This window comes from Microcella pacifica (assembly GCF_009371975.2).
GTDB lineage: Bacteria > Actinomycetota > Actinomycetes > Actinomycetales > Microbacteriaceae > Microcella > Microcella pacifica.
Genome location: NZ_VIKT02000005.1, coordinates 124830 through 147964 on the forward strand (window position 1 = coordinate 124830; position 23135 = coordinate 147964).

Consider the following 23135-nt stretch of genomic DNA (forward strand, 5'->3'; position numbering starts at 1 on the left):
CGGGCCCGTCACGATGACCTCCGGCTCCCTACCGAGGAGCAGTTGCGCAACGACGTGCACCGACCGTGTCCCCGGCCCCGATGGCCGCCACCAAGATTGCCGATACCTCTTATGCTCCACTCGCTCTACGTCTCTGCCGTGCGCACTGCGCACCTCGACCCCTATCGCTTTCGGCACCGGCTGCTGGCCGCCGCCGCCGTGATCGTCGCCACCGCGGCCGTCCTGCCGACCGGCATGACGGCGATCGCCGCGACCTCGAGCGAGGAGAGGGCTGCCGCTGCGCCTCCCGAGCAGACCTTCGAGCCGAGCGAGCTGGCGACGATGCCCCTGCTCGAGCGGGAGGAGATCACGATGGATGTTCGGCCGCCGATCATGTACCCCGTGGGTGACTTTGCTGTGTCGAGTGGGTTCGGCCTCCGTGAGGCAGCCTGCGGGGCGTGCTCGACGAATCACCGCGGAGTGGACTGGGCTCTGTCCTATGGAACGGAGATTCGAGCCATGGCAGACGGCGTGGTGACAGAGGTCGGTACTCCCGCAGGCATCGCCGGTAGCCTGGGGTATTGGATGACGATCGAGCATGTCGTCAATGGGCAGCGCGTCGTGAGCCTCTACGCTCACCTGATCGAGGATTCGAATCCCTATCAAGTCGGCGACGACGTACGGGGCGGAGACGTGATCGGCCTGCTGGGTTCCACGGGTGTGACGACCGCACCGAACTTGCATTTCGAGCTAGAACTCGACGGAGTCAAAATCAGTCCGCTCCCGTGGTTGCGCGCCAATCGGGCGGCTGGATAGCAGGCGTCTCACCAGATCTCGTGCGGTACCAACCTGCGGAAGGGACCGCTCCGAATACCCCGTGCATAGACTGGCGCGAGCGCGTCACAGTCAGGCCACCGCCGACCGATTGCACGAGGAGCCCCCATGTCACTGGTTTCATTCGCCCGTCGCATCGAGCTGGAGACGCGCCCGATCCACCCGGACACTCGGCGGGCCCTCGACAAGCGCTGGGCAGAGCTGCCGGAGCACGCCCGCACGCCGGAGCAACTTCTCGGCAAGTGCGCCGTCGGCTGCGAGGGCACGCACGGCGTCTTCCCCAAGTGCAACCTGACGTGCTCGCCGTGCTACCACTCGGCCGACGCGAACAAGGTGCGCATCGACGGCAATCACACCGTTACCGAGGTCACGAAGCAGATGAACTACCTGCGCGAGATCCGCGGCCCCCGCGCGCACGCCCAGCTCATCGGCGGCGAGGTGAGCCTGCTCGCGCCCGAGGACCACCGTGCGGCGCTGCAGGCCATGCGCGCCGTCGGCCGCGAGCCCATGTCGATGACGCACGGCGACTTCGACTACCAGTACCTGCTCGACGTCGTCCTCGACGAGACCGGAAAGCCCGCCTTCAAGAAGGTGTCGTTCGCCGCGCACTTCGACTCGCTCATGCGCGGACGCACCGGCGCCGTGCGCCCCAAGAACGAGGCCGAGCTGAACCCGTTCCGCGAGAAGTTCGCGCAGATGTTCCTCGACCTCAAGAAGCAGCACAAGGTCGACTCCTACCTCGCGCACAACATGACCGTGACGCCGACCAACCTCGACGAGGTCGAGGAGGTCACGCGCGACGTGCTCCAGATGCCCTACGACATGATGTCGTTCCAGCCGGCGGCCTTCATCGGCGACGACCGCCGCTGGAAGGAGAACTTCGAGGAGGTCACGATCGATGCGGTCTGGACCCGCATCGAGGCCGGTGTCGGGCAGGAGCTGCCGCACAAGGCCGTGCAGTTCGGCGACCCGCGCTGCAACCGCCACACGGTCGGCGTCATGGTCGAGAACCGGTTCGCGAGCGTGCTCGACGCCGATGAGCCCAAGGACATCGCGGCGCGCGATCGCTTCCTGAAGCACTACGGCGGCATGATCTTCGGCGACATCCCCCGCTGGGCGCTCACCGTCAAAGTCATGCGTGCGGTTCTGAGCCACCCGCAAGACCTCCCCCCGCTCGTCGGTCTCATGACGCGCATCCTGCGCCGCGCCGGTGGCCTGCGCGCCGTCCTGCGCGCCGCGCGCAAGGGCAAGGTGAGCTTCAAGACCTTCGTCGTGCACAACTTCATGGACGCCGAGCAGGTCAAGCCGGCGTGGGAGATGATGAAGAAGGGCATTGTGGCGGAGGACCCGAAGCTGCTCGAGACTCAGGAGCGCCTCGGCTCGTGCATGTACGCCATGAGCCACCCCGAGACGGGCGAGCTCGTGCCGGCGTGCACGCAGCACTCGGTTCTCGACCCGATCGAGAACATCGGCCTGCGCAAGCTGCTGCCTCTCGAGCCCAAGGACAAGGCGGCGAAGAACAACGCCGCGACCGGCATCTCGAACGGCCGCGTCGACGAGCTCATGAAGGAGCCGGCCTCGCGCTGGTAGCGCAGCTGCCGGTCTCCCGCTACCCGGGTACCGGCGTTACCACCGTGCATGCTGAGCGCGGAATGTGCGCGGCGACCTCCTGGCCGATGGTGAGAGGCCGACTCGCGGGCACCTCGGCGGCGAGCGTCGCTGAGCCCACCGCGAGCTCGATCGCCGCGCGCGGCCCCCGGGCGTGCCGCGCCGTCACGACAGCCGTGACCCCGGTCATGCCCTGCGGCGCAGGCACCGGGGGCGAGGCGAGGTGCACCGCCTCGTGCCGTACGACGAGCACACTCTCGCCCTCGGGCCACGACTCCCCAGCGGGTGCCTCGATGCTGCCGAGCGGCGAGCGATGCACGCCCTCCCGCACGACACCCGCCACCTCGATACGACCGCCCATGAGGCGCGCGACGTCGAGGGATGCCGGCCGCGTGTAGAGCCGCTCGACGGTGTCGTGCTGCAGGAGCCGCCCCGTGCGCAGGAGCGCGACGCGGTCGGCGACGATCGCAGCTTCGTCCCGATCGTGCGTGACCATGACGACGGTGGGCTTGAGGCGCTCGCGCAGCTGACCCAGCAGCTCGTGCATGTCGGCCCGCAGCTCGGGGTCGAGAGCGCTGAAAGGCTCATCGAGCAGCAGCACGCGGGGCCGTGCGGCGAGGGCTCGTGCGAGCGCGACGCGCTGCTCCTGCCCACCGCTGAGAGCCGTGACGGGTCGGCTTCCGAAGCCCTCGAGCTGCACGAGCGCCAGGAACTGGCGCGCATCCTCTCTCGCCTCGCCCCGCGGAGTGCCCGCGACGGTCGCGGCGAACGCGACATTGTCGAGCACGCTCAAGTGCGGAAAGAGCAGGGGACGCTGGAAGACCATGGCCATGCCGCGGCGCTCCGGCGCGACACCCGCGACATCGGTGCCGTCGACGAGGATGCGCCCGCTCGTCGGCGAGTCGAGACCCGCGATGGCCCGCAGCACGCTGCTCTTGCCCGAGCCGGAGGGGCCGAGAATGGCGAGGCACTCGCCGGGTTCCACCGTCAGGGACACCGCGTCGACGGCGTTGGCGCGGCCGTCGAAGCTCTTGGTCAGCGCATCGAGGCGCAGAGTGGCGCTCACAGGAAGCCCTTCTCTGATCGGGCGAGCGGCGAGGCGCTCGGAGTGCGGGTGCCGCCGGCGTAGCGGCGGCCGAAGCGGCCCAGGGCGAGCAGCAGCAGGAGCGGCGGCACGATTGCGCTGAGAGAGAGCACCGCGACGATCGCGTCGTTGCCGACCCCCGCGGCGAACGACCCCACGAGGAAGGGCAGGGTCACGATCGTGCCGCCGCCGACGAGCACGGTGATGACGTAGTCGCTCCACCCGACGAGGAAGGAGAGGAAGGCGGCGCGCGCGAGGCCGGGCGCGACGAGCGGCAGGTGCACGCGCCACAGCACCTGCAGGCGTGAGGCGCCGAGCGTGCGGGCCTCCTCCTCGAAGGCGAGGTCATGGGCCGCGTAGGTGACGCGCATCGTGTAGACCGTGTAGGGCAGGGCGGCGGCGACGAGCAGCAGCAGTACGCCCACGATGGCGGGCACGCGCAGGCGCAGCAGGACGACGGTCAGGCCCATGACGGCCACGAAGGCGGGCAGGGCGAGGGGGGCGAGAAGGATGCCGCTCACGAGTCGCGGCGCCGGCACCGACCCCACGGCGAGCGCGCGGGCGGCCATGGCACCCAGGGGTGTCGCGATGGCCGCTACCGCGAGGCTCAGCAGCAGCGAGCGCCCGAAGGCCTCGACCCCGCCCTGTGCGAGCGCCGTACCGAGGCCGTCGAAGCCCCATTCGGTCGGCAGGGGAGCGGGGAACGACCAGCGGTTCGCGACCGACCACAGCAGCAGGGGCACGAGGGGCAGCGCGAACCAGAGGGCGAGCATCCCGCTCAGGATGATGCGTGCCGCGCGGCCGACGGGGCGCGGGCGCATGAGACTGCGCGAGGTCGCCTGGCGGTCGGGGGTGACGCGCTGGCCGTAGGGGATCATCATCGTCATCGCTCGGCCCTACTTCCACAGGGGCGTGCGCCGCAGCGCCGCCATGCCGAGCGCCACGACGGCGAGGGAGATGAGCGTCGTCACGACCGCGACGGCGGCCGCCTCGGGGCGCGCGGTGAGCGTGATCGAGGTGAAGAGGCGGAAGGCGAGCACGGGCAGCGGCTCGGGGTACGGGCGGCCGAGCAGCCACGCGACCTCGTAGGAGCCGAGCGTGTAGACGAAGATGATGATCGCGCTCACGATGACGGCGGGGCGTGCGAGCGGGATGACGACGTGGCGCAGGCGGCGAGCACGGGATGCGCCCAGCAGCGCCGCGGTCTCGTCGTACCGCGCGACGCGGCTCGCGAGCACCCCGGCGACGACGAGCGCGACGAACGCCGACTCCTTCCAGGTGTACTCGAGCACGACCGCGATCCACCAGGATCCCCCCACGATGTCGGGCCACTCGGTTCCCGGTATGCCGAGGATGCGGGGGATGATGCCGGCGTCACTCAGCAGGAGGCCGACGGATGCGGCGCCGACGAGGTGAGGAATGGGGATCGTGAAGGCGCTGAGCCCCGCCACGAGCCGGCCAGTGCTGCGGCCCTGCGTGATGACGAGCGCGGCGGTGAGGCCGATGATGCACGACAGCGCGGTCGACGCGGTCGCGATCGCGAGCGAGAGGCCGATGCCGCGCACGAGATCGTCCCCGTTGGCGAGGTAGGCGTCGAGGCTCAGCGATGCCTCGCCGACGAGGGGGAGCAGGCCGAGGCTCTGCACGAGGGAGAAGCCGATGCCGCCGCCCACGACGAACAGCGCGATGAGCACCGCGGGGGCGACGAGCGCGATCGACGACCAGCGGCGGGAGCCTCTCGGGGAGACTCCCGCCGCCTGCCTGTCGAGCGCGGTGATGGTGGTTCCTACCGCGCGAGCACCTGAGCGCGCCACGCCTCGTCGATCGGCGTGACCCACGCGGCGGCGAGCTCGGGGTTCGCGTTCTCGCTCAGCACGTCGTAGCTCGGCACGACGGGCGAGGTGGGCAGAGCCTCGAACAGCGCACGCTCCTCGTCGCTGAGCTGGTCGAGGTCGAGCACGGTGAACTGGCCCCACACATCCGGCTCGGCCTTGGCGACCTGCTGCTCGACCGAGAGCGCCAGGTTCGCGACGACCATCGCACCCGCCTTGCTGCCCGAGGTCGAGGCGAGGCCGAGGAAGCTCGCGTTGCCGACGGTGCCCTCGTCGAGCGTGAGCACCTGGGTTCCGGCGGGGTAGATGCCGTCGGCGACAAGCTCGGTGAGCGTCGCCGGGCCGTACGTCATCGTGACGTCGACTTCTCCGTTCGCGAAGAGCTCGTTGAGCTCGTTCGAGTTCTGCGGGTAGGTCTCGCCTCCCCTCCACAGGGAGGGGGCGAGGTCGGTGAGCTCGTCGTAGAGCGCCGGCGTGAGCTCCTCGAACGCCTCCTCGCTGTAGGCGAGGGGCACATTCTCGTAGCCGCCGCTCACGCTGTAGAGAACCTCGCGCACGAAGACCGAGCCGGTGAAGTCTGGCGGCGCGGGGTAGGTGAAGCGCCCCGGGTTCGCGCGTGCCCAGTCGAGCAGCTCATCGAGAGTGCTCGGCACGTCGGTGACAGTGTCGCTGTTGTACACGAAGGTGAACTGCGCCTTGTGCCACGGAGCCTCGCAGCCGTCGACGGGCGTGCCGAAGTCGTCGAGCAGCAGCGGATCGGCGGGGTCGGTAAGCGCCATGTTGGGCAGAAGGTCGGTCCAGCCGCACTCCCACGCTCCCGCCTCCTTGCCCGTGCCGAAGTTGTTGCCGTTGACCCACACGAGGTCCACTTCGCCGTCGGTCTCGCCAGCCTGCACCTCGCTGAGTATGCGGTTGAGCGCGTCGGGCGTGTCGGCGATCGGCACCTGCTCGAGCGTCACGCCCTGCTCGGCGGCGGCCAGCACGAGCACATCGTTGACATAGGCGTTGCCCTGCTCGTCGCCGCCGTACATCCATAGCTTCACGGTCTGGCCCTCGGCCGCGGCGACGACCTCGTCCCAGCTCTCGTAGCTCTGCTCGCTCGAGGCGCCGGCCTCGGCCGAGCAGGCCGCGAGCGTGGCGACGAGGCCGAGCGTCAGGCTCGCGGCGAGACCGGCGCGAGCGGGGTGGTGACCGTTCACGATTCTCCTTGGAGGTGGGGGAGGGTGCGGCGGGGTCGATGGAGACGGCACTCTCCTCGCCTGCTCCTACACTGACTGATGATGAGCGGTTTGCCGGTATTGCGCGACTCTGACGACGGTAGTGCTCGTCGAGGTGCCGTCCTGGTGCGCGCGATCACTCTCGGGGTATTCGTCGCCATCGCCATAGCGGTTGGGGTATTCGTCCCCCTGCCGGGGCTCGAGGCCCTGCGCGCGTGGACGGCCGATCTCGGCTTGGCGGGCGGTGTCGGCTTCGCGCTGCTCTACGCGGCGATCACCCTCACTCCGGCACCGAAGAACGTGCTCTCCGTCGCGGCGGGGCTTGCCTTCGGGTTCGGCTGGGCGCTCGCGGCGGTGTACGCGGGCGCGCTCCTCGGCGCGGCGGCGGCCTTCGCCCTCGGTCGCGGTCTCGGCCGCGACGCTGTCGAGCGCTTCACCGGTGCCCGCGTCGCGCGGCTCGATGACCTTCTGCGCCGCCGAGGGCTCCTGGCTGTCATCGGGGTGCGGCTCATCCCCGTTCTGCCCTTCACCGCGATCAACTACGGCGCGGGCCTCACGGCGGTGCGGCGCCGCGACTACGCGCTCGGCACCGCCGTGGGCATCATCCCCGGCACCGTCGCCTACGTCGCGCTCGGCGCCTACGGACTCGAGTTCGGCTGGCCCGCGTGGACGGCGATCGGCGTGCTCGGCGCGCTGACTCTGGCCGGCGCGGTGTTCGCGGGCGTGCGACGTCGTCGCGAAGTCGAGCAGCCCGTCGCCCCGGAACCCGCAGCACCAGCATCCGCCCCGCAGTCGCCCTCGCGGTCGACGTCTGCCGAGAACGAGGAGGGCGACTGATGCTCGATCGACCCCTGCGCGCCGTGCTCGCTCGCCCCGTCGACGCGATCGCGCGGGTTCTCGACCGGCGCTGGATCTCACCGAATGGCCTCACCATGACGGGCCTCGCGCTCGGCGTCGCGGCGGCGGTCGCGGCCGGTCTGCAGTGGTGGTGGGCGGCTCTCGCGCTGTGGCTCGTCTCGCGCGTCGTCGACGGACTCGACGGGGCGCTCGCCCGCCTGCGCAAGGCTGACGGCCGTGCGGGCGAGAGCGAGGCGGGCGGCTTCCTCGACATCACCGCCGACTTCGTGGCCTACGGCGCAACGGTCGTCGGCGTCGCCGTAGGGGCGACGGCGGGGTTCGCGGCGCTGTGGTGGCCGTTCCTGCTCGTCCTGTTCGCGTACTACATCAACGGCACGGCGTTCCTCGCGTTCTCGTCTATCGCCGAGCGCACGGGCCGCACGATCGACGACGGCCGCTCGCTCTCCTTCCTCGGCCGGATCGCCGAAGGCACCGAGACGATCGTGGTGCACAGCCTGTGGTTCATCATGCCGTTCTGGGCGGCCCCGATCGCGGTCGTCTGGGCGGCCCTCGTGGCGGTGAGTGCCGTGCAGCGCATGATCGCGGGCTACCGCGCCCTGCGCTGAGGCGGGATGCCCGGCTCGGGCTCCCGCTCTCAGCGGGTCACGAGGCGGCGCACGCGCGCGAGCACCCCGATGACGGTCGCGAGGGCGCCCGACTCGAGCCGCGATCGCACGTCGGCGATCGCGGCGTTCCACAGGGCGTCGCTGTAGGTCGGGTAGGGGTGGGTGGCGCTCGAGATCGCGCTCGTGCGAAGGCCCGCACTCACGGCGAGGCAGGCTTCGCCGATCGACTCGCCCGCACGGGGGCCGACGATCGTGGCGCCGCGCACACGACCTCGGCGGTCGATGACGAGCCGCGTGAATCCGACCGTCTCGCCTTCGGCGATGGCGCGGTCGGTATGCGCGTGCTGGACCTCGCTCACGGTGCACGTGTGCGCCGCGGCATCGTCGGGCAGCACGCCGACGGCGGCGACCTCGGGGTGGGTGAAGGTCACGCGCGGCACGGCATCCCGGTCGATGCGCCGGCGCAGACCGAGCACGGCGTTGGTCGCGGCGGTGCTGCCGCCGCCGCCGGCGAGGTGGGTGAAGGCGGGCAGCCCGGTCACGTCGCCGGCTGCCCAGATGCGCCGATTGCTCGAACGCAGCGCATCGTTGACCTCGACATAGCCGCGATCGTCGAGGCGCACGCCCGCGGCGGCGACGTCGAGGTCGTCAACGCGGGGGCTGCGCCCGAGGGCGACGAGGATGCGGTCGAACCGCACCGCGTCGCCCGTCGAGAGGGCCGCGGTGCCGCCTCCTCCCGTCGCGGCGGTGATCGACTCGAGCTCGGTGCCGGTGAGCACGTCCACGCCGTCGGCGCGCAGCGCCTCCGCGACGATCGCCGACGCGGCTTCGTCCTCCTTGGGCAGGAGGCGGGCGTTGCGCTGCACGAGGGTCACGTGCGACCCCAGCCGGGCGAAGGCCTGCGCGAGCTCGCAGCCGATCGCCCCGCCGCCGAGCACGAGGAGCCGCGAGGGCAACTCATCGATATCCCACACCGTCTCGCTCGTGAGAGCGTCGACACGGTCGAGACCCTCGATGCCCGGCATGACGGGCGCGGAGCCGGTCGCGATGATCGCCTGACGGAAGCGGATGCGCTCGCCGTTCACCTCCGCCTCGCGGGGGCCGAGAAAGTGCGCCGAGCCGAGCGTGACGCGGGCGCCCACGGCGTGGAGAGCTTCGGGGGAGTCCTCCGGCTCGATCGTGCTGATGGCGGCGTGCACGTGCCGCATGACCGCGGCGAAGTCGACGGCGACCTCGCTCGCCCGCACACCGAGCTCGGCGCTCGAGCGTGCGCAGGTCGCCGCATCGGCGGCGGCGATGAGCGACTTGGAAGGAACGCAGCCGGTCCACAGGCAGTCCCCGCCCATGCGGTCGCGCTCGACGAGCAGTACGTCGGCGCCGAAGCGCGCCGCAGTCTTGGCCGCGACGATTCCCGCTGTGCCTCCCCCGATCACGAGCAGGTCGACAGCGGAGCCGGAGTGAGTCTCAGTCATGGGGCGAGAGTAGCGCCCCGCCCTGCCCCGCGAGTGTGCTCCAGCGCGCACGACACGCTCGTCAGCACCCGCGATTGCTACGCTGACCGATCGTGACCACTCTTCGCACCGGCGACGCTTCCACGGAATACCGGGTACGGCCGCTCGTCGCTGCGGACGCCGCCCGGCTGCAGCCCCTCAACAACGCCGCGGCACCCGCGGTGCCGATCACGTCTGCGCACGAGCTGGCGGCTCTCATCGCCTTCTCCGCTCTCGCGCTCGGCGTCGAGCGCGACGACGCAGAGGGCGAGGACGCGCTCGTGGGCTTCGTGCTCGCCCTCGCACCGGGTGCCGCCTACGAGAGCGAGAACTACCGCTTCTTCGAGTCGCGTGACGTCGACCACCTCTACGTGGACCGCATCGTCATCGCGGAGTCGGAGCGCGGTCGCGGGCTCGGCGCGATCCTCTACGACGCCGTCTTCGAGGCCGCTCGAGAGCAGGGCCGCGCCGAGGTCACGTGCGAGGTCAACCTCGACCCGCCCAACCCGGGCAGCATGGCCTTCCATCGTCGGCGCGGCTTCCGCGAGCTGGGCAGCCAGCCGACGAAGGGCGGCACCGTGACGGTGGCCCTTCTGAGCGCACCGCTGTGACGACACCAGCGCCGGCGCCCGGATCGGGCGTGGCGCCGCTCACCGTCTCGATCGTCATCCCCGCCTTCAACGAGGAGCTCACGATCGGGCCGTGCGTGCTCGCCGCGCTCGCGCAGACCGTACCCGCCCACGAGATCATCGTGGTCGACAACCGGTCGACGGATCGCACGGCGGAGATCGTCGCCGAGCTGCAGGCCGAGCATCCGGATGCCCCGCTGCAGTATCTTCGCCAGTTCGACGAGCAGGGCCTCGTGCCCACGCGCAATCTCGGCCTCGACGCCGCGACCGGTCAGGTGATCGGCCGCATCGACGCCGACTCGGTGCTCGAGCCGACCTGGGTCGAGGAGGTGCAGAAGGCGTTCGTCGACGAGACCGTGGCGGCGGCCACGGGACCGGTCGTGTACTACGACATGCCGCTGCGACGCTTCGGGCTCAAGGCCGACGACACCCTGCGGCGGGCGATGCTCATGCTCGCGCGGGAATACCACTTCGTGTTCGGCAGCAATATGGCGCTGCGCGACACGGCGTGGCAGCGGATCCGCGGGGAGGTCTGCCGAGACGAGGAGGACCTCTTCCACGAGGACATCGACATCTCGGTGCACCTGCACGACTGCGGTCTGAAGGCGGTCTACGTGCCGACGATGGTCACCGGCATGTCGGCGCGGCGCATCGACGACAGCCCGCGCGACTACTACTCGTACGTGGGCCGCTTCGACCGCACCTACACCCACCACCAGGTGCGCAACCGGGCCCTGCGCGTGCCAGCGTGGGTGTTCCTCGCCGTGTATCCGGCGCTCAAGGGAATCCGCTGGGGCCAGAACGAGATCGCCGCACGCCGCGGGCCGGCCGCACCGCCCTCGCTCGCACCTGCCGGCTAGCTTGCGACCTCGGTCAGGGGGCGGGGCGCTCGCGCGGCAGCCACTCCGCGGCGAGGACCGCCGCTTGCGTGCGGCGCTGCATGCCGAGCTTCGCGAAGATCGCGCTCACATTGTTCTTCACCGTCTTCTCGGCGAGGAAGAGCCTGGCGCCGATCTCGCGGTTCGACAGGCCCTCGGCGATGAGACCCAGAACGTCTTTCTCGCGCGGTGTCAGCGCATCGAGGGGCGAGGGCCCGTCGACGGACTGCGTGAGGCGCGCGGTGACGCGCTCGGTCACGCCGGGCTCGAGCAGCGACTCACCCGCCGCGACGCGTCGAATCGCGTCGACGAGGGCCGTGGCCCGCAGCTCCTTGAGCAGGTAGCCGTTGGCCCCCGCGAGCACGGCGGCGAGCACGGCCTTGTCGTCGTCGTAGGAGGTGAGGATGAGGCAGCCGATGCCGGGGTCGAGCGACTTGACGTCGCGGCACACATCGATGCCGCTGCCGTCGGGCAGGCGACCGTCGAGCACGGCGACGCGGGCGCCCGAGGCGAGAATGGCGTCGGCGGCACCGTGCGCGAGGCCCGCCTCGCCGACGACGGTGATGCCGTCCTCGTGCTCGAGCAGGTCGCTGAGCCCACGACGCACGATCTCGTGGTCGTCGAGCAGGAAGACGGTGACGGGCTCGCTCATCGTGCCTCCCACGGTACCGTCCAGCTCAGCACGGTGCCGTGCGGGTCGGCGCTCGCCACCGAGAACTCTCCCGCCCGCTGCCGGGCACGAGCGGCCAGGTTGTCGAGGCCGCTGCGACGCGAGTGCGGGCCGATGCCGACGCCGTCGTCGGACACGGTCACGGTGACGTGGGCTCCGCGCACGGCGATCGAGACGGCGACGCTCGACGCCCGGGCGTGCCGCACCGCATTGGAGAGGCTCTCGCGCACGACTGCGGCCACCTCGTCGCCGAGCTCGGTGTCGACGAGTGTGTCGACGGGGCCCGAGAACTCGAGCCTCGAATCGAGATCCTCACCCTCGAGGGTCTGCCGCACGAGCGTGTTGATGCGGGCGCGCAGGCTGTAGTCGCTCGCGCCCGCCGGCGATTCCAGCCGATAGATCGCGTGGCGGATCTGCCGGATGGTCGCGTCGATCGCCTCGACCTGAGCGGCGATGCGGCTGCCGACGGGTGTGCGGGGGTCGCCGACGACGCTCTGCAGCGAGAGCCCGACGGCGAAGAGGCTCTGGATCACGTGGTCGTGCAGGTCGCGCGCAATGCGGTCGCGCTCGTCGGCGAGGGCGATGCGCTCCTCATCGCTGCGCGTGCGGGCGAGGTCGCGAGCAATCGCGACAGAGCGCGCGAACCGCGTGATGGTCTCGCGCTCCGCGGTCGTGAAGGGGTGCCCGCGCTCGCCGCGCGCGATGCCGAGGGCGCCGGACTCCCGATCGGGGCCGCCCTCGAGAGGCACGAGCAGCACGGGCCCGAGCGGGGCGCCGTCGGCGCGACGGTCGAGCTCCTGCCGGGCGTGCGCGAGAGCGTCGCCCGCCGAGCCGCCGGCCGAGTCGACGGCGACGACAACGTCGGCACCGGAGAGCTCTGAGGCCACGTCGGCGACGACGGTCAGGTCGTCGGGGTCGAGCTCGCCCGCCAGCAGGCGCTGGTTGAGGCGCTCGGAGGCGGCGAGCCAGCGCCGGTCATCCCGTGACTGCTCGTAGCGGCGGGAGTTCGCGATCGCCGTGCCCGCCATGGCGGCGAGGGCGGCGATGACCTCTTCATCGACCTCGTCGAAGGGGCCGTCGGCGCGCTCGGTGAGGTAGAGGTTGCCGAAGACGGCGTCGCCGACCGGAATCGGCACGCCGAGGAAGGACCCCATGGGCGGATGATGGGCGGGGAACCCCACCGACCGCGCATCATCCGCCAGCGTGTCGAGACGGATGCTCTGCCCTTCGGTGATGACGGCGCCGAGAATTCCGCGGCCGCTCGGCGGGGGCCCGAGAGCCTCTACCTGCTCGGCCGTGAAGCCGTCGTGCAGAAAGCGCTCCAAGCCGCCGTCGGGGGAGATGACGCCGAGCGCACCGTAGCGCGCCCCGACGAGTTCGCGCGCGACCTCGACGATGCGCTGCAGAGCGGCCGTGAGGTCGAGCTCCTGCGTGACCGATCCTGCCGCACTCAGCAGCACCGCGAGTCGGCGGTGCCCCTCCTCGGGGCTCGCCGCGTGATCGAGCACGCGCGTGATGAGCGACTCGATGTTCGGGCTCGTCGGTGCGCCCGACGAGCGGTCGGCGGGCGGGTTGCGGGAGGAACTGGGGCTCACGGGGCCCCGTCGGGGTGGTTCATCGAGTCGGCGACGGCCCGGCGCTCGGCGCCGACCGGGACGGGCGTGATGCGGCCCTCGGGGGCGTCCTTGATGATGAACGGCCGCAGGGTGACGGGCTGCGGCTCAGCCGCGCGCCGCTTCGCCTGGCGCCCGCGGTAGATCAGGTTGAGTACCTCGACGCCGATCGCGAAGGCGATGGGGCCGTAGATGAGCGCCTTGTCGATGTGCACGTCGACGCCCTCGGCGATGAGCGTCGCGCCGATGAGGACGAGGAAGGCGAGCGCGAGCATCTTGACGGTCGGGTGCTTCGCGACGAAGTCGCTGATCGCCTTCGCCGTGAAGAGCATGAGGGCGATCGCGATGACGACGGCCGCGATCATGATCCACAGCTCGTCGACCATGCCGACGGCGGTGATGACCGAGTCGAGCGAGAAGACGATGTCGATGAGCAGAATCTGCACGATGACGCCGCCGAAGGTCGCGGCCTTGCCGCCGCGCGCGTGCTCCTCCTCGCCCTCGAGCTTCTCGTGGATCTCGATGACCGCCTTGTAGACGAGGAAGAGCCCGCCGAGGATGAGGATGAGGTCGCGGCCCGAGATGCCCATGCCGAGCACGGTGAACAGGTCGGCGGTGAGCCCGATGATCCAGCTCGCGGCGAACAGCAGACCGATGCGCATGAGCATCGCGAGGCTCAGCCCGACGATGCGCGCCCGGTTCTGCTGCTCGGCGGGGAGTTTGGCGGCGAGGATCGAGATGAAGACGACGTTGTCGATGCCGAGCACGATCTCCAGCACGAGCAGCGTGGCGAAGGCGATGAGCAGCTCGGGGCTGAAGGCGAGTTCCATGGTCGCGATCCTACTGACTGCGCATAGACTGGGCTCGTACACGGGAGTCCGGTGAACCGGGCTGAGAGGAAGCGCAACTCACGCTTCGACCGTCGAACCTGATCCGGATCATGCCGGCGCAGGGAGGACTACATCTCACATCACCCGTGCCATACCGATTCGCGGGCCGTGCGAGCGTGCCCGCGCAGAGCGAAAGGCACACCATGGTCACCACCGCACCTTCCCCCACCACCCGCCCCAGCATGCGCTGGCGCGTGGTCGACATCGTCGTCGCGAGCGTCCTGGGCGTCGCTGGCGGCCTCGTCTTCACCCTGTGGAACCTCGTCTACTCGCCGCTCACCGCGCCCATTGAGGCCGTGCTGCCGGGTCTGCAGGCGCTCGTCTACGCCGTCTGGTTGTTTCCTGCTGTGCTCGTCGGCCTCATCGTGCGCAAGCCGGGGGCGGCCCTGTACGGCGAACTCGTCGCGGCCGCGGTCTCGGCGCTGCTCGGCGGCTTCTGGGGTTGGACGGCGCTCGCCTGGGGTCTCGTGCAGGGCCTGGGGGCCGAGATCGTCTTCGCCATTCTGCTCTACCGCGCCTGGGGTCTCGTGCCCGCGATCGTCGCGGGAGTGGGCGCCGGAGTCGGCCTCACCATCATGGACCTCACGTTCTACTACGCCGCAGCACGCCCCGAGTTCATGGTCGTCTATGCCGTGAGCGCGATGCTCTCGGGCGCCGTGATCGCGGGCCTCGGCAGCTGGCTCATCGTGCGCGGACTCGCGCGCACGGGCGCCCTCTCGCGCTTCGCGGCCGGTCGCGAATTCGCTCTGCAGTCAGAGCGCGAGGCCACGTCGGCAGATGAAGCCGTGGAGCACCGATCGACCTCGTGACGACCGCCGCCGCCTCGCTCGGGGCGCACGACTGGGGCTGGACTCCCGCGGGCCGCTCGACGCCCGTGCTCGACGGGGTCGACCTCAGCATCGCTCCTGGAGAGCGGGTGCTGCTGCTCGGCGCGTCGGGAAGCGGCAAGTCGACGTTGCTGCAGGCCTGGGCGGGCGTGCTGGGCGGGTCTGACGAGGGCGATCAGCGCGGCAACCTGACGGTCGACGACCGCCCGGTGGCCGAGTCGCGCGGGCGGGTCGGGCTCCTTCTGCAAGATCCGGATGCTCAACTGGTGCTCGCTCGCGCCCGAGACGACGTGGCCTTCGGGCCGGAGAACCTCGGGGTGCCGGCCGCGCAGATCGCCGAGCGCGTCGACTCGGCGCCGCAGGCCGTCGGGCTCGACCTGCCTGCCGACGCCGAGGGCGCCCGGCTCTCGGGCGGGCAGCGTCAACGGCTCGCCCTCGCCGGAGTGCTCGCGCTCGAGCCCGCAGCCCTGCTGCTCGACGAACCGACCGCGCAGCTCGACCCCGCCGGCGTCGTCGACGTGGCGCGCGCCGTCGACGGGCTCGTGCGCGAGCGCGCACTCACCCTCGTGGTCGTCGAGCACCGCGTCGAGGTGTGGGCCGCGCTCGTCGACCGCGTCGTCGTGCTCGACGATGGCCGCGTCGTGGCTGACGGGCCCGTCGAGGAGGTGCTGGCCGAGCAGGGTGCAGAGCTCTCGGCGCGCGGCGTCTGGGTTCCCGGGCGCGAGCCTGAGCATCCAGCGGCCGCCTCGGCACTGCGGGGTGATGTGCTCGTGGAAGCAGCCCGGCTCGACGTGCAACCGGCCGGGGGCGAGCCGATTCCGCTCGGGCTCGATCTCGAGGTGCGCGCCGGCGAGATCGTCGCGCTCACCGGGCCGAACGGCAGCGGCAAGAGCACGCTGTTGCTCACCCTCGCGGGGCTCCTGCCACCCGCTGCCGGGTCGATCGAGGCGCTCGCGGCTGGCGCACCCGAGCGCTGGAGCTCGGCCGACCTCGCGGCGCGCTTCGGCGTCGTGTTCCAGAACCCCGAGCATCAGTTCGTCGCGGGCACGGTTCGCGACGAGCTCGCCGTGGGGCAGCGCGCGTACGCCGGCGCCCGCGGTGACCGTGCGCACGGGCTCGTCGCGTCGCGCGCGGGGTCACTCGACGGCTCGCCTGCGCCCGCTGATGCGCTGATCGCTCGGCTCGGGCTGCGGCGGCTCGGTGGAGTGAGCCCGTTCTCGCTCAGCGGTGGCGAGCAACGCCGTCTCTCGGTGGGCACCGCCCTTGCGGCGGCCCCGCCCGTGCTGCTGCTCGACGAGCCCACGTTCGGGCAGGACTCGCGAACGTGGGCCGAGCTCGCCGCCCTGCTCGCCGAGCACCGCGACGCCGGCGGTGCTGTCGTCATGGCGACGCACGACCGCGCCCTCGTCGAGGCGCTGGGCGCACGCGAGGTCGCCCTGCCCGCCCCGGGCGCCCCCGAGCTCGTGTCTGCCAGACCGACACAACTCGCCAACACGCCGCAGCCGAACCCCGACACGCCGAGCCACGCATCGACAGCGTCGGTCTCGCAGACACCGTCTCGGTCGGCGACGCTCGGCGATCGGCTCAACCCGGTCGCGTCGATCGCGGCCTCGCTCGTGCCAGCCCTGCTGCTCGTCACGACGATCGACGTCGTGTCGGCCGCGGTCGCGCTCGTGCTGCAGCTGTTGCTGATACCCCTGCTGGGCATCCCGGCCCGACTGCTGCTGCACCGCATCGCTCCGATTCTCATCGCGGCTCCGTTCGCCGCCCTCACGATCGTCTTCTACGGCCAGCCGAGCGGCACGGTCTACGCCGAGTTCTGGCTCGTGAGCATCAGCGACGGCTCACTCGAGCTCGCGCTCGCCACCCTGCTGCGCATTCTCGCTATCGCTGTACCCGCGATCGCTCTGTTCTCGCGGCCCGATGCGACGCGGCTGGGGGATGCTCTCGGCCAGAACCTCCGCCTGCCCAGTCGCTTCGTGCTCGGGGGAGTCGCGGCCCTGCGACTGCTGACCGTGCTGCGCGACGACGCGCGGCTGCTCGAGCGGGCGCGCCGCGCGCGCGGCCTCGGCGATCACGGCCGGGTGCGGCGTGCCGCGAGTCTGGTGTTCGCGCTGCTCGTGCTGTCGATACGCCGCGGGTCGGCGCTCGCGATCGGCATGGAGGCGCGAGGGTTCGGAGCTCCGGGGCCGCGCACGTGGATTCGGCCGTCGCCGTGGCGAGCATCCGACACGGCTGTCGTTGCGACCGCCGTGCTCGTCTCGGCTGCTGCGGTAACGACGGCGGTGCTGGTCGGAACGTTCAACCCCGTGATCGGAGTGGTCGGTGGTTAGAGATCGCATCACCCTCATCGACGGGCGGTCGGGCTCGGGCAAGACAACCTTCGCGACCGAGCTCGCGCGGTCGACCGGCGCGCAGCTGCTGAGCCTCGACGATGTCTATCCGGGCTGGGGCGGCCTTGAGGCTGCGGAAGCGCATGTGCTCCACCATGTGCTGCGGGCGATCGCGGAGGGGCGACCGCCCCGCTGGCGGTCGTGGAACTGGCCGGATGCCCGCCCCGGCACCTGGCACGACCTCGACCCGCAGCGACCCCTCGTGATCGAGGGCTGCGGGGCGATCAGCCCGACCGCGCGTGCCCTCGCCGATCACGCCCTCTGGATCGAGCTGACCGACGACGTCGAGCGGCGGCGCCGCGCGATCGCGCGGGACGGCGAGGTCTTCGCCCGCAACTGGCAGCGCTGGGCGCGGCAGGAGGAGTGGCACGCCTACCGGCACGACCCGCGCGGCACCGCCGACGAGGTCGTGCCGGGCTGAGCGAGGCCGGGCTGACCCGGGTGCCCGTGCTCGTCGCGTTCAGCCCGTCCAGCGACCGATGACGGTCGCGGGGTCGGCGAAGCGCCAGGCGACGCCCGGTTGCGCGATCGTGCCGTCGGCGACGAGGTTCGAGACCTGCTCGCCGTCGGGCGACGAGACGACGAGCTGCCCGATGGTCGTGCCCTCGAGCACGGTCTGGCGCGCGGGAATGTTCAGGCGCACCTCGATCGTGCTGCCGTCGAATTGAGTGACCGCGACCGCGTCGCGGGCGAGGATGCTCGTGCTCTGGCCCCACGCCGACCGCAGCTCGCCGACCGTCGCGCCGGCCTCCACGAGGGTGGTGGGGGCGACGACGTCGGCGAGGGAGGCGATGAGCGCCCGTACCGCGACCTCGGCCTGGGCGTACCCCGGCTGGCCGAGCAGCGCGAGAGCGACGGGAGTGGCCGACTCGCCCCCCGCGCCGGCGGCCACGACGGGCACGGCCAGGAGCAGTACGACTCCGGCCGCATCCGTATAGGTGCGCGTGAGGCCGATCGCGCCGGTGTCGACCACGTACGCGGCCTCATCGCCCCACGAGGCCCCCGAGGTCGCGGTGCGCGGCCGGTCGGTCATGAGCTCGCCGAGCACCGGGTCGGCGAGCGTGAGCTGGGCGAGTCGCGCGAGGTCGCCCGCGGTCGAGATGTTGCCCGAGTCCAGGCCCGTCGCGTCGACGACCGCGGTGTCGGCGAGCCCGACCGAGTCGAGCCACGACGAGGCCGCTGCGGTATAGGCGTCGAGGCCGCCGAAGACCTCGAGCATGAGTAACTCGGCGATGTTGTTGCCCGAGCCGATGACGGTCGCCGCGAGCAGATCGCGGCGCGTCCAGACCTGACCCTGCTGTACAGGCACGGTGCGCGCCCTCGCCGTCGTGAGCTCTCGGTAGCGGGATGCTGTCGCCGCATCGATCTGAACGGTCTCGCCCGTGCGCCCCACCTCGAGGGGCTCTGCGTCGAGGGCGACGTGCGCGAGCACGAGCTTGGCGACGCCCGCCATGGGGCGGGGCTCCTCTTCGCCGGCGAGAACCGGCTCGCCCGAGGGCAGGGCAACGGCTGTCGCCCCGGCATCAGGCAGTACGAGCTCGTCGAGCGAGGCGCCCACAGCGCTCGTGTCGAGCTCGCGCGGCTGCACCTCGAGTGCGGGCAGCGGGCTCAGGAGCGCCGCCGCGGCGTACGCCGCGGCGGCGACGATCACGAGGGCGACGACGCCGCTCACGACTGCCCGCGCGCGGCGCGCACCCCGGCTCACGCCCACCCCAGTCGGTGCAGCTCGTCGTCGTCGATACCGTAGAAGTGGGCGATCTCGTGCACGAGCGTGATGTGGATCTGCTCCTGCAGCTCCTCGAGGTCGCCCTCGGCGGCGGCGAGCAGCGGCTCGCGGTAAAGGATGATGCGGTCGGGCAGCTCGCCGAAGCCGTACTGGCCGCGGTCGGTGAGGGCGACCCCCTCGTAGAGGCCCAGCAGGTCGAGGGAGCCGTCCTCGGGCCTCGCCTCGGTCACGAAGACGACATTGTCGAGCCCCTCGACCATCTCGTCGGGCAGCGCGTCGAGCTCCTCCACGACGAGCCGCTCGAACGCGGCCTCGTCGAGGTCTAGTTCTGCAGGCTCACTCGTCACCGTCGGCACCGCCCTCACCCGACTCGAACACGCGCACGAGGTCGTCCTGAATCCACGCGAGCCAGTCGTACAGCTCTCGCAGCCCCGGTTCCGCCGTCGTGCCCTCGTCACCGTCGACGACGATGCCGATGCGGTCGGCGAGGACGAGCCGCAGGTCGCCGACAGCGCGCACCCAGTCGAGGGCGTCGTCGGCGTCGAGCGTGATCGTCGTCGGCTCCGAGGCGATGGCGGGGGCCGCGAGCGCGCGGCTCAGGGTCGCGGCATGCGCGACCTTGCGCTCGACGAGGCCGCGTCGGCTCAAGCGGCGCCACTCCTCGGCGGCCTCGGGGTCATCGCGATAGGCATCGGGCAGCAGGCGACGCACGGCGCCGTCGGCGAGAGCATCCGGTTCGAGGCTGTCGGCGAGCAGCGACTGCAGCTGACGGCTCAGCGAGAGCAGAATGCGCGCCTCCTCCGGTTCGAGGATGGCCTGCCAGCCAGCCTCCGTCGCCTGGAAGCCCCTCATCGGGGAGCCTTCTCGACGGTCGCCCACAGTCCGTACTCGTGCATCGCCTCGACGTGGCGCTCCATCGCCTCGCGATTGCCCTCCGCGACCGTTGCGCGACCGTCGTGGTGCACGGCGAGCATCGCGCGCTCAGCGTCCTCTCGCGTCATGCCGAAGTGGCGGCGGAACACCCACGAGACGTAGCTCATGAGGTTCACCGGGTCGTTCCAGATGACCGTCGACCACGGCACCTGCGAGGCGTGCAGGGTCTGCTCGTCGAGCCTCTCGGCCACGGACGAGGAGGTGCCGGCGGGGGGAGTCACGCTCCTAGTCTCGCGCAGCCGACTGAACATGCGGGGAGGACGCGGGGGCGGAGCGGCACGAAGCTACTCCAGAAAAGGCGAATCGGGCCCGGGAAGAACCCGAGCCCGATCAGCCAGTGGGGTGAGTAACGGGGCTTGAACCCGCGGCCTCCTCGACCACAACGAGGCGCTCTACCAGCTGAGCTATACCCACCGTGTCACCGTGCTCGCGCACGCTGCCGCCCCAGTGTATTACAGCCGGGGCTCCCACTTCTGCACGATGTCGGCCGCGACCGCCTGAGCGTCGTCAGAGCTGGGCCCCGGCTCGGCGACGAACCCCGCCCTGCGGTAGTAGTCGAGTTCGCGAATCGACTCGAGAATGTCGGCCATGGCCCGGTGCCCGCCGTCCTTCGCGGGCGCGTTGAAGTAGATGCGGGGGAACCACCGACGCACGAGCTCCTTGATGGAGGAGACGTCGACGCTGCGGTAGTGCAGGTGCGCGTCGACCTGCGGCAGCGAGCGCGCGATGAACGCTCGGTCGGTGCCGATCGTGTTGCCCGCGAGGGGAGACTGCCCAGCGGTCGGAACGTGCTCGGTGAGGTACGCCATGATCTGCGCCTGGGCATCCTCGAGCGGCACGCCCTGCGGCAGCTCGTCGAGCAGGCCGCTTGAGGCGTGCATCTCGCGCACGAAGTCGCTCATGTTCGCCATACCCCGCTCGGTGGGCGCGATGACGATCGAGAAGCCGTCGTGCACGGGCTCCAGGTCGTAGTTCGTGATGACCACGGCGACCTCGATGAGGTCGTCCAACGCGAGGTCGAGACCCGTCATCTCGCAGTCGATCCAGACGAGACGATCAGTAGCGGCACTCACTCCGGCAGTCTAGCCGCCGGCCGCCGACGCTCGAGGGCGGCCGCCCAGCTCGACGAACGGCAGCCCCAGCACGTGCACGGCCCGCGTGCCCAGCTGGCGGTGGCCCTCCTCGCCGAGATGCACGCGATCACCCGTGCCGAGCGGGCGCAGGCGCGCATCGCGCAACGACCAGGCATCCACGACCGAGGCGTCGTGCGTGCGGGCGATCGACCACAGCTCTGCCGTGAACTCGGCCGTGCGCACGCGCCGCCGTCGCGGCACGATCGCCGTCGGCGGGTTGAGGCACGTCGCGAGCACGACGTCCACGCCGGCTGCGGTGAGCGTGCGCACGCCCGACTCCAGACGGCGGGCGAGCGAGGCGGGGCGTGCGGAGCCGTCGAGCAGCTCCGAGGTGCCGATGAGGATCGTCACGAGGTCGGCGCCCGCCTCGAGCGCCCGCGGCACCTGGTCGTGCACGAGCTGCTCGACGGTCGCGCCGGGGCTCGCGAGCGAGCATCCTTGGGCCGCCTCCCCGCGCAGTCGGGCCACGCTCTCGACCGCGAGAGCGACCCGATCCGTCCACGACCAGGTCGGCGAATCGAAGGTGAGGTCGCTCGCGTCGCGGCGCATCATGCTCACCGAGTCGCCGAGCGCGCGATAATTCCCCCACCGTGCCATTGCAGGAGTCTCGCCCGACTCGGTGAACACGCGGCGACGCGCGCGCGGCCGTGGGGCAGACGTCACGCAGTGTTCACCCGGCGTTGGCCGGCACACGACGATGTGGCCGTTCGCGCCGCGAGGCCGCCATCAGGGGGCACGGATGCTCCGCCTCTAGGCTTCCCGCATGCGCCTCGAGCTCTACACCTCAGCCTTCTGCGAGCCCTGCCATCGGGCTCGCGAGGTCGTCGCCGAAGCCGCCCGGCTCGTGCCGAGTCTGCGCTGGGACGAGCTCGACGTGGCCCACCACCCCGAGCGAGCCGAAGCGCGCGGCGTCACTCGCACCCCCACCGTCGTTGTCCTCGACGACGGGGGTGCCGTCGTCGTTCAGGCCGAGGGCGTTCCCCCGCTGCCGCGGCTGCTCGCCGCGCTCGCCTCCGCCGCCGACTGAGGTGCGTTCCCGGCCTCCTGGTCGGGCTCGTCGCCACGCGCCACTGCCGCGGTCGCCGGCTCCGAGGTCGCGGGCCTCGCGACGCGCTCGACGAACCACGAGGCGAACGTCGCCGTCACCGAGCCCAGCAGCGCGATGCCCGCCACCATGAGCCCCGCGGCCACCAGCCGCCCCGCCGTGGTCACCGGGAACAGGTCGCCGTAGCCGACCGTCGTGATCGTCACGAACGCCCACCAGATGGCGTCGCCGAACGACGTGATGAGCGCCCCGGGAGCATCCTGCTCCACATCGAGGATCGCGACCGACGCGATGAGGATGAGCATGCTCGACGCCGTCACCAAGTACATCGTCACCTGGCCGCGGAACGCGCTCGCCTTGCTCAGCAGCCCCACGAGGCTCACGAGGCGAATCAGGTACAACGGGCGGAAGAACGGCAGGATCACGATCGCCAGCAGATGCAGGTGACGCACGAACCACTGCAGCCGATTCGTGGTCAGCACGAGGCGCATCACGTAGTCGACGACGAAGATCACCCAGATGACCACGAGGAGCACCTCGATCGTGATCTCCAGAGCGGTGGGGGGCTCGCCGATCACGAGCCAGGCGTAGATGCCGAAGAAGACGAGTGCGGCGGCCGCGAGAGGCCACTCCGAGACGCGGGTCCAGTGTGCGTAGGTCATGAGTCGAGGCTACGGAATCGGTTCGCGGCTCCGCCAGAGGCACTGCCCGACCGGTATCCTGGGGGAGCTGGATGCCCCCGTAGCTCAGCGGATAGAGCAGGAGCCTTCTAATCTCTTGGTCGCAGGTTCGACTCCTGCCGGGGGCGCGTAGAGCAGATCTCGCGGTGCCTTCTCATCTCTTGGTCGCAGGTTCGACTCCTGCCGGGGGCGCGTAGAGCAGATCTCGCGG

At 71.1% G+C, this 23135-nt stretch carries 25 protein-coding genes, 2 tRNA genes and 1 riboswitch; of the genes, 11 read left to right on the forward strand and 16 right to left on the reverse strand.

Annotated elements, in window-relative coordinates:
* Window positions 1–111 precede the first annotated feature (111 nt).
* Window positions 112–795, forward strand: a complete 684-nt coding sequence (locus tag FK219_RS04550; protein ID WP_165638052.1) for a M23 family metallopeptidase — start codon at window positions 112–114, stop codon at window positions 793–795.
* Window positions 796–921: 126 nt separating this feature from the next.
* Complete coding sequence (locus tag FK219_RS04555) at window positions 922–2403, forward strand: radical SAM domain-containing protein (RefSeq protein WP_191150850.1); 1482 nt, start codon at window positions 922–924, stop codon at window positions 2401–2403.
* A gap of 19 nt (window positions 2404–2422) precedes the next feature.
* On the opposite strand, the gene FK219_RS04560 is transcribed toward FK219_RS04555, so the two are convergent.
* Genes FK219_RS04560 through FK219_RS04575 form a run of 4 tightly spaced genes read right to left on the reverse strand, consistent with a single transcriptional unit; the run spans window position 2423 to window position 6536 of the window.
* On the reverse strand, window positions 2423–3487 hold the full coding sequence (locus FK219_RS04560) for an ABC transporter ATP-binding protein (RefSeq protein WP_165638053.1): 1065 nt from the start codon (window positions 3485–3487) through the stop codon (window positions 2423–2425).
* The gene (locus tag FK219_RS04565; protein WP_210416772.1) at window positions 3484–4392 is read right to left on the reverse strand and encodes an ABC transporter permease; all 909 of its coding nucleotides are present in this window, start codon (window positions 4390–4392) and stop codon (window positions 3484–3486) included. The genes FK219_RS04560 and FK219_RS04565 overlap by 4 nt, the downstream gene beginning before the upstream one ends.
* A 9-nt stretch (window positions 4393–4401) precedes the next feature.
* Window positions 4402–5319 (reverse strand): ABC transporter permease, encoded by a 918-nt coding sequence (locus tag FK219_RS04570; RefSeq protein WP_224744426.1) that lies wholly within the window; start codon window positions 5317–5319, stop codon window positions 4402–4404.
* Window positions 5292–6536: an ABC transporter substrate-binding protein gene (locus FK219_RS04575; RefSeq protein WP_210416773.1), complete on the reverse strand. Its 1245-nt coding sequence runs from the start codon at window positions 6534–6536 to the stop codon at window positions 5292–5294. Before FK219_RS04575 ends, FK219_RS04570 begins: the two co-directional genes overlap by 28 nt.
* An 81-nt stretch (window positions 6537–6617) precedes the next feature.
* Here FK219_RS04575 and FK219_RS04580 point away from each other — a divergent pair, with 81 nt between their 5' ends.
* Together FK219_RS04580 and FK219_RS04585 are read left to right on the forward strand one after the other, a co-directional pair.
* Entirely contained in the window at window positions 6618–7391 is a 774-nt protein-coding gene (locus FK219_RS04580; protein WP_210416774.1) for a TVP38/TMEM64 family protein, read from the forward strand.
* Entirely contained in the window at window positions 7391–8017 is a 627-nt protein-coding gene (locus tag FK219_RS04585) for a CDP-alcohol phosphatidyltransferase family protein (protein WP_152583246.1), read from the forward strand. The genes FK219_RS04580 and FK219_RS04585 overlap by 1 nt, the downstream gene beginning before the upstream one ends.
* Window positions 8018–8046: 29 nt before the next feature.
* Here FK219_RS04585 and FK219_RS04590 read toward each other — a convergent pair whose 3' ends face one another.
* A complete protein-coding gene (locus FK219_RS04590) occupies window positions 8047–9489 on the reverse strand; it encodes a dihydrolipoyl dehydrogenase family protein (protein ID WP_152583247.1) in 1443 nt (480 codons plus the stop codon).
* Window positions 9490–9581: 92 nt separating this feature from the next.
* Between FK219_RS04590 and FK219_RS04595 the strand changes: the two genes are divergently transcribed.
* Both FK219_RS04595 and FK219_RS04600 read left to right on the forward strand, forming a co-directional pair.
* Window positions 9582–10118, forward strand: coding sequence for a GNAT family N-acetyltransferase (locus FK219_RS04595; protein WP_328821600.1), 537 nt, complete (start codon window positions 9582–9584; stop codon window positions 10116–10118).
* Window positions 10115–10996 carry a glycosyltransferase gene (locus FK219_RS04600; protein ID WP_152583249.1) on the forward strand — a complete coding sequence of 294 codons (882 nt, stop codon included), beginning with the start codon at window positions 10115–10117 and terminating at the stop codon, window positions 10994–10996. Before FK219_RS04595 ends, FK219_RS04600 begins: the two co-directional genes overlap by 4 nt.
* Window positions 10997–11009: 13 nt before the next feature.
* Here FK219_RS04600 and FK219_RS04605 read toward each other — a convergent pair whose 3' ends face one another.
* From FK219_RS04605 to FK219_RS04615, 3 genes are read right to left on the reverse strand one after another with little or no spacing between them, the layout of a single operon-like run.
* A complete protein-coding gene (locus FK219_RS04605) occupies window positions 11010–11666 on the reverse strand; it encodes a response regulator (RefSeq protein ID WP_152583250.1) in 657 nt (218 codons plus the stop codon).
* Window positions 11663–13279: a GAF domain-containing sensor histidine kinase gene (locus tag FK219_RS04610; RefSeq protein WP_152583251.1), complete on the reverse strand. Its 1617-nt coding sequence runs from the start codon at window positions 13277–13279 to the stop codon at window positions 11663–11665. Before FK219_RS04610 ends, FK219_RS04605 begins: the two co-directional genes overlap by 4 nt.
* A complete protein-coding gene (locus FK219_RS04615) occupies window positions 13276–14127 on the reverse strand; it encodes a TerC family protein (protein WP_152583252.1) in 852 nt (283 codons plus the stop codon). Before FK219_RS04615 ends, FK219_RS04610 begins: the two co-directional genes overlap by 4 nt.
* Before the next feature lie 30 nt (window positions 14128–14157).
* Window positions 14158–14269, forward strand: a riboswitch (TPP riboswitch).
* A gap of 61 nt (window positions 14270–14330) precedes the next feature.
* On the opposite strand from FK219_RS04615, the gene FK219_RS04620 reads away from it, so the two are divergent.
* From FK219_RS04620 to FK219_RS04630, 3 genes are read left to right on the forward strand one after another with little or no spacing between them, the layout of a single operon-like run.
* A complete protein-coding gene (locus FK219_RS04620) occupies window positions 14331–14996 on the forward strand; it encodes an ECF transporter S component (protein ID WP_152583253.1) in 666 nt (221 codons plus the stop codon).
* On the forward strand, window positions 14993–17347 hold the full coding sequence (locus FK219_RS14075; protein WP_152583254.1) for an ATP-binding cassette domain-containing protein: 2355 nt from the start codon (window positions 14993–14995) through the stop codon (window positions 17345–17347). Before FK219_RS04620 ends, FK219_RS14075 begins: the two co-directional genes overlap by 4 nt.
* Window positions 17340–17828 (forward strand): nucleoside/nucleotide kinase family protein, encoded by a 489-nt coding sequence (locus tag FK219_RS04630; protein ID WP_152583255.1) that lies wholly within the window; start codon window positions 17340–17342, stop codon window positions 17826–17828. The genes FK219_RS14075 and FK219_RS04630 overlap by 8 nt, the downstream gene beginning before the upstream one ends.
* 39 nt (window positions 17829–17867) lie before the next feature.
* Here the strand turns inward: FK219_RS04630 and FK219_RS04635 are convergent, their stop codons facing one another.
* The 7 genes from FK219_RS04635 to FK219_RS04665 form a co-directional block, all read right to left on the reverse strand.
* A complete protein-coding gene (locus FK219_RS04635) occupies window positions 17868–19112 on the reverse strand; it encodes a D-alanyl-D-alanine carboxypeptidase family protein (protein WP_152583256.1) in 1245 nt (414 codons plus the stop codon).
* Window positions 19109–19480 (reverse strand): metallopeptidase family protein, encoded by a 372-nt coding sequence (locus FK219_RS04640; RefSeq protein ID WP_328821601.1) that lies wholly within the window; start codon window positions 19478–19480, stop codon window positions 19109–19111. The genes FK219_RS04635 and FK219_RS04640 overlap by 4 nt, the downstream gene beginning before the upstream one ends.
* Complete coding sequence (locus tag FK219_RS04645) at window positions 19470–19985, reverse strand: DUF2017 family protein (protein ID WP_152583257.1); 516 nt, start codon at window positions 19983–19985, stop codon at window positions 19470–19472. The genes FK219_RS04640 and FK219_RS04645 overlap by 11 nt, the downstream gene beginning before the upstream one ends.
* Entirely contained in the window at window positions 19982–20317 is a 336-nt protein-coding gene (clpS, locus tag FK219_RS04650) for an ATP-dependent Clp protease adapter ClpS (RefSeq protein WP_152583258.1), read from the reverse strand. Before clpS ends, FK219_RS04645 begins: the two co-directional genes overlap by 4 nt.
* A gap of 87 nt (window positions 20318–20404) precedes the next feature.
* Window positions 20405–20480 (reverse strand) — tRNA-His (locus tag FK219_RS04655).
* A 38-nt stretch (window positions 20481–20518) separates the two neighbouring features.
* A complete protein-coding gene (gene orn / locus FK219_RS04660) occupies window positions 20519–21139 on the reverse strand; it encodes an oligoribonuclease (RefSeq protein WP_152583259.1) in 621 nt (206 codons plus the stop codon).
* Between the two features lie 9 nt (window positions 21140–21148).
* On the reverse strand, window positions 21149–21796 hold the full coding sequence (locus FK219_RS04665) for a GDSL-type esterase/lipase family protein (RefSeq protein WP_152583260.1): 648 nt from the start codon (window positions 21794–21796) through the stop codon (window positions 21149–21151).
* Between the two features lie 166 nt (window positions 21797–21962).
* Between FK219_RS04665 and FK219_RS04670 the strand changes: the two genes are divergently transcribed.
* Window positions 21963–22226, forward strand: coding sequence for a thioredoxin family protein (locus FK219_RS04670; protein ID WP_152583261.1), 264 nt, complete (start codon window positions 21963–21965; stop codon window positions 22224–22226).
* Here FK219_RS04670 and FK219_RS04675 read toward each other — a convergent pair.
* On the reverse strand, window positions 22163–22906 hold the full coding sequence (locus tag FK219_RS04675) for a potassium channel family protein (protein ID WP_152583262.1): 744 nt from the start codon (window positions 22904–22906) through the stop codon (window positions 22163–22165). The two genes, FK219_RS04670 and FK219_RS04675, sit on opposite strands and share 64 nt — an antisense overlap.
* Window positions 22907–22979: 73 nt before the next feature.
* On the opposite strand from FK219_RS04675, the gene FK219_RS04680 reads away from it, so the two are divergent.
* Window positions 22980–23052: transfer RNA gene (locus tag FK219_RS04680), tRNA-Arg, on the forward strand.
* The last annotated feature ends 83 nt before the right edge of the window (window positions 23053–23135 follow it).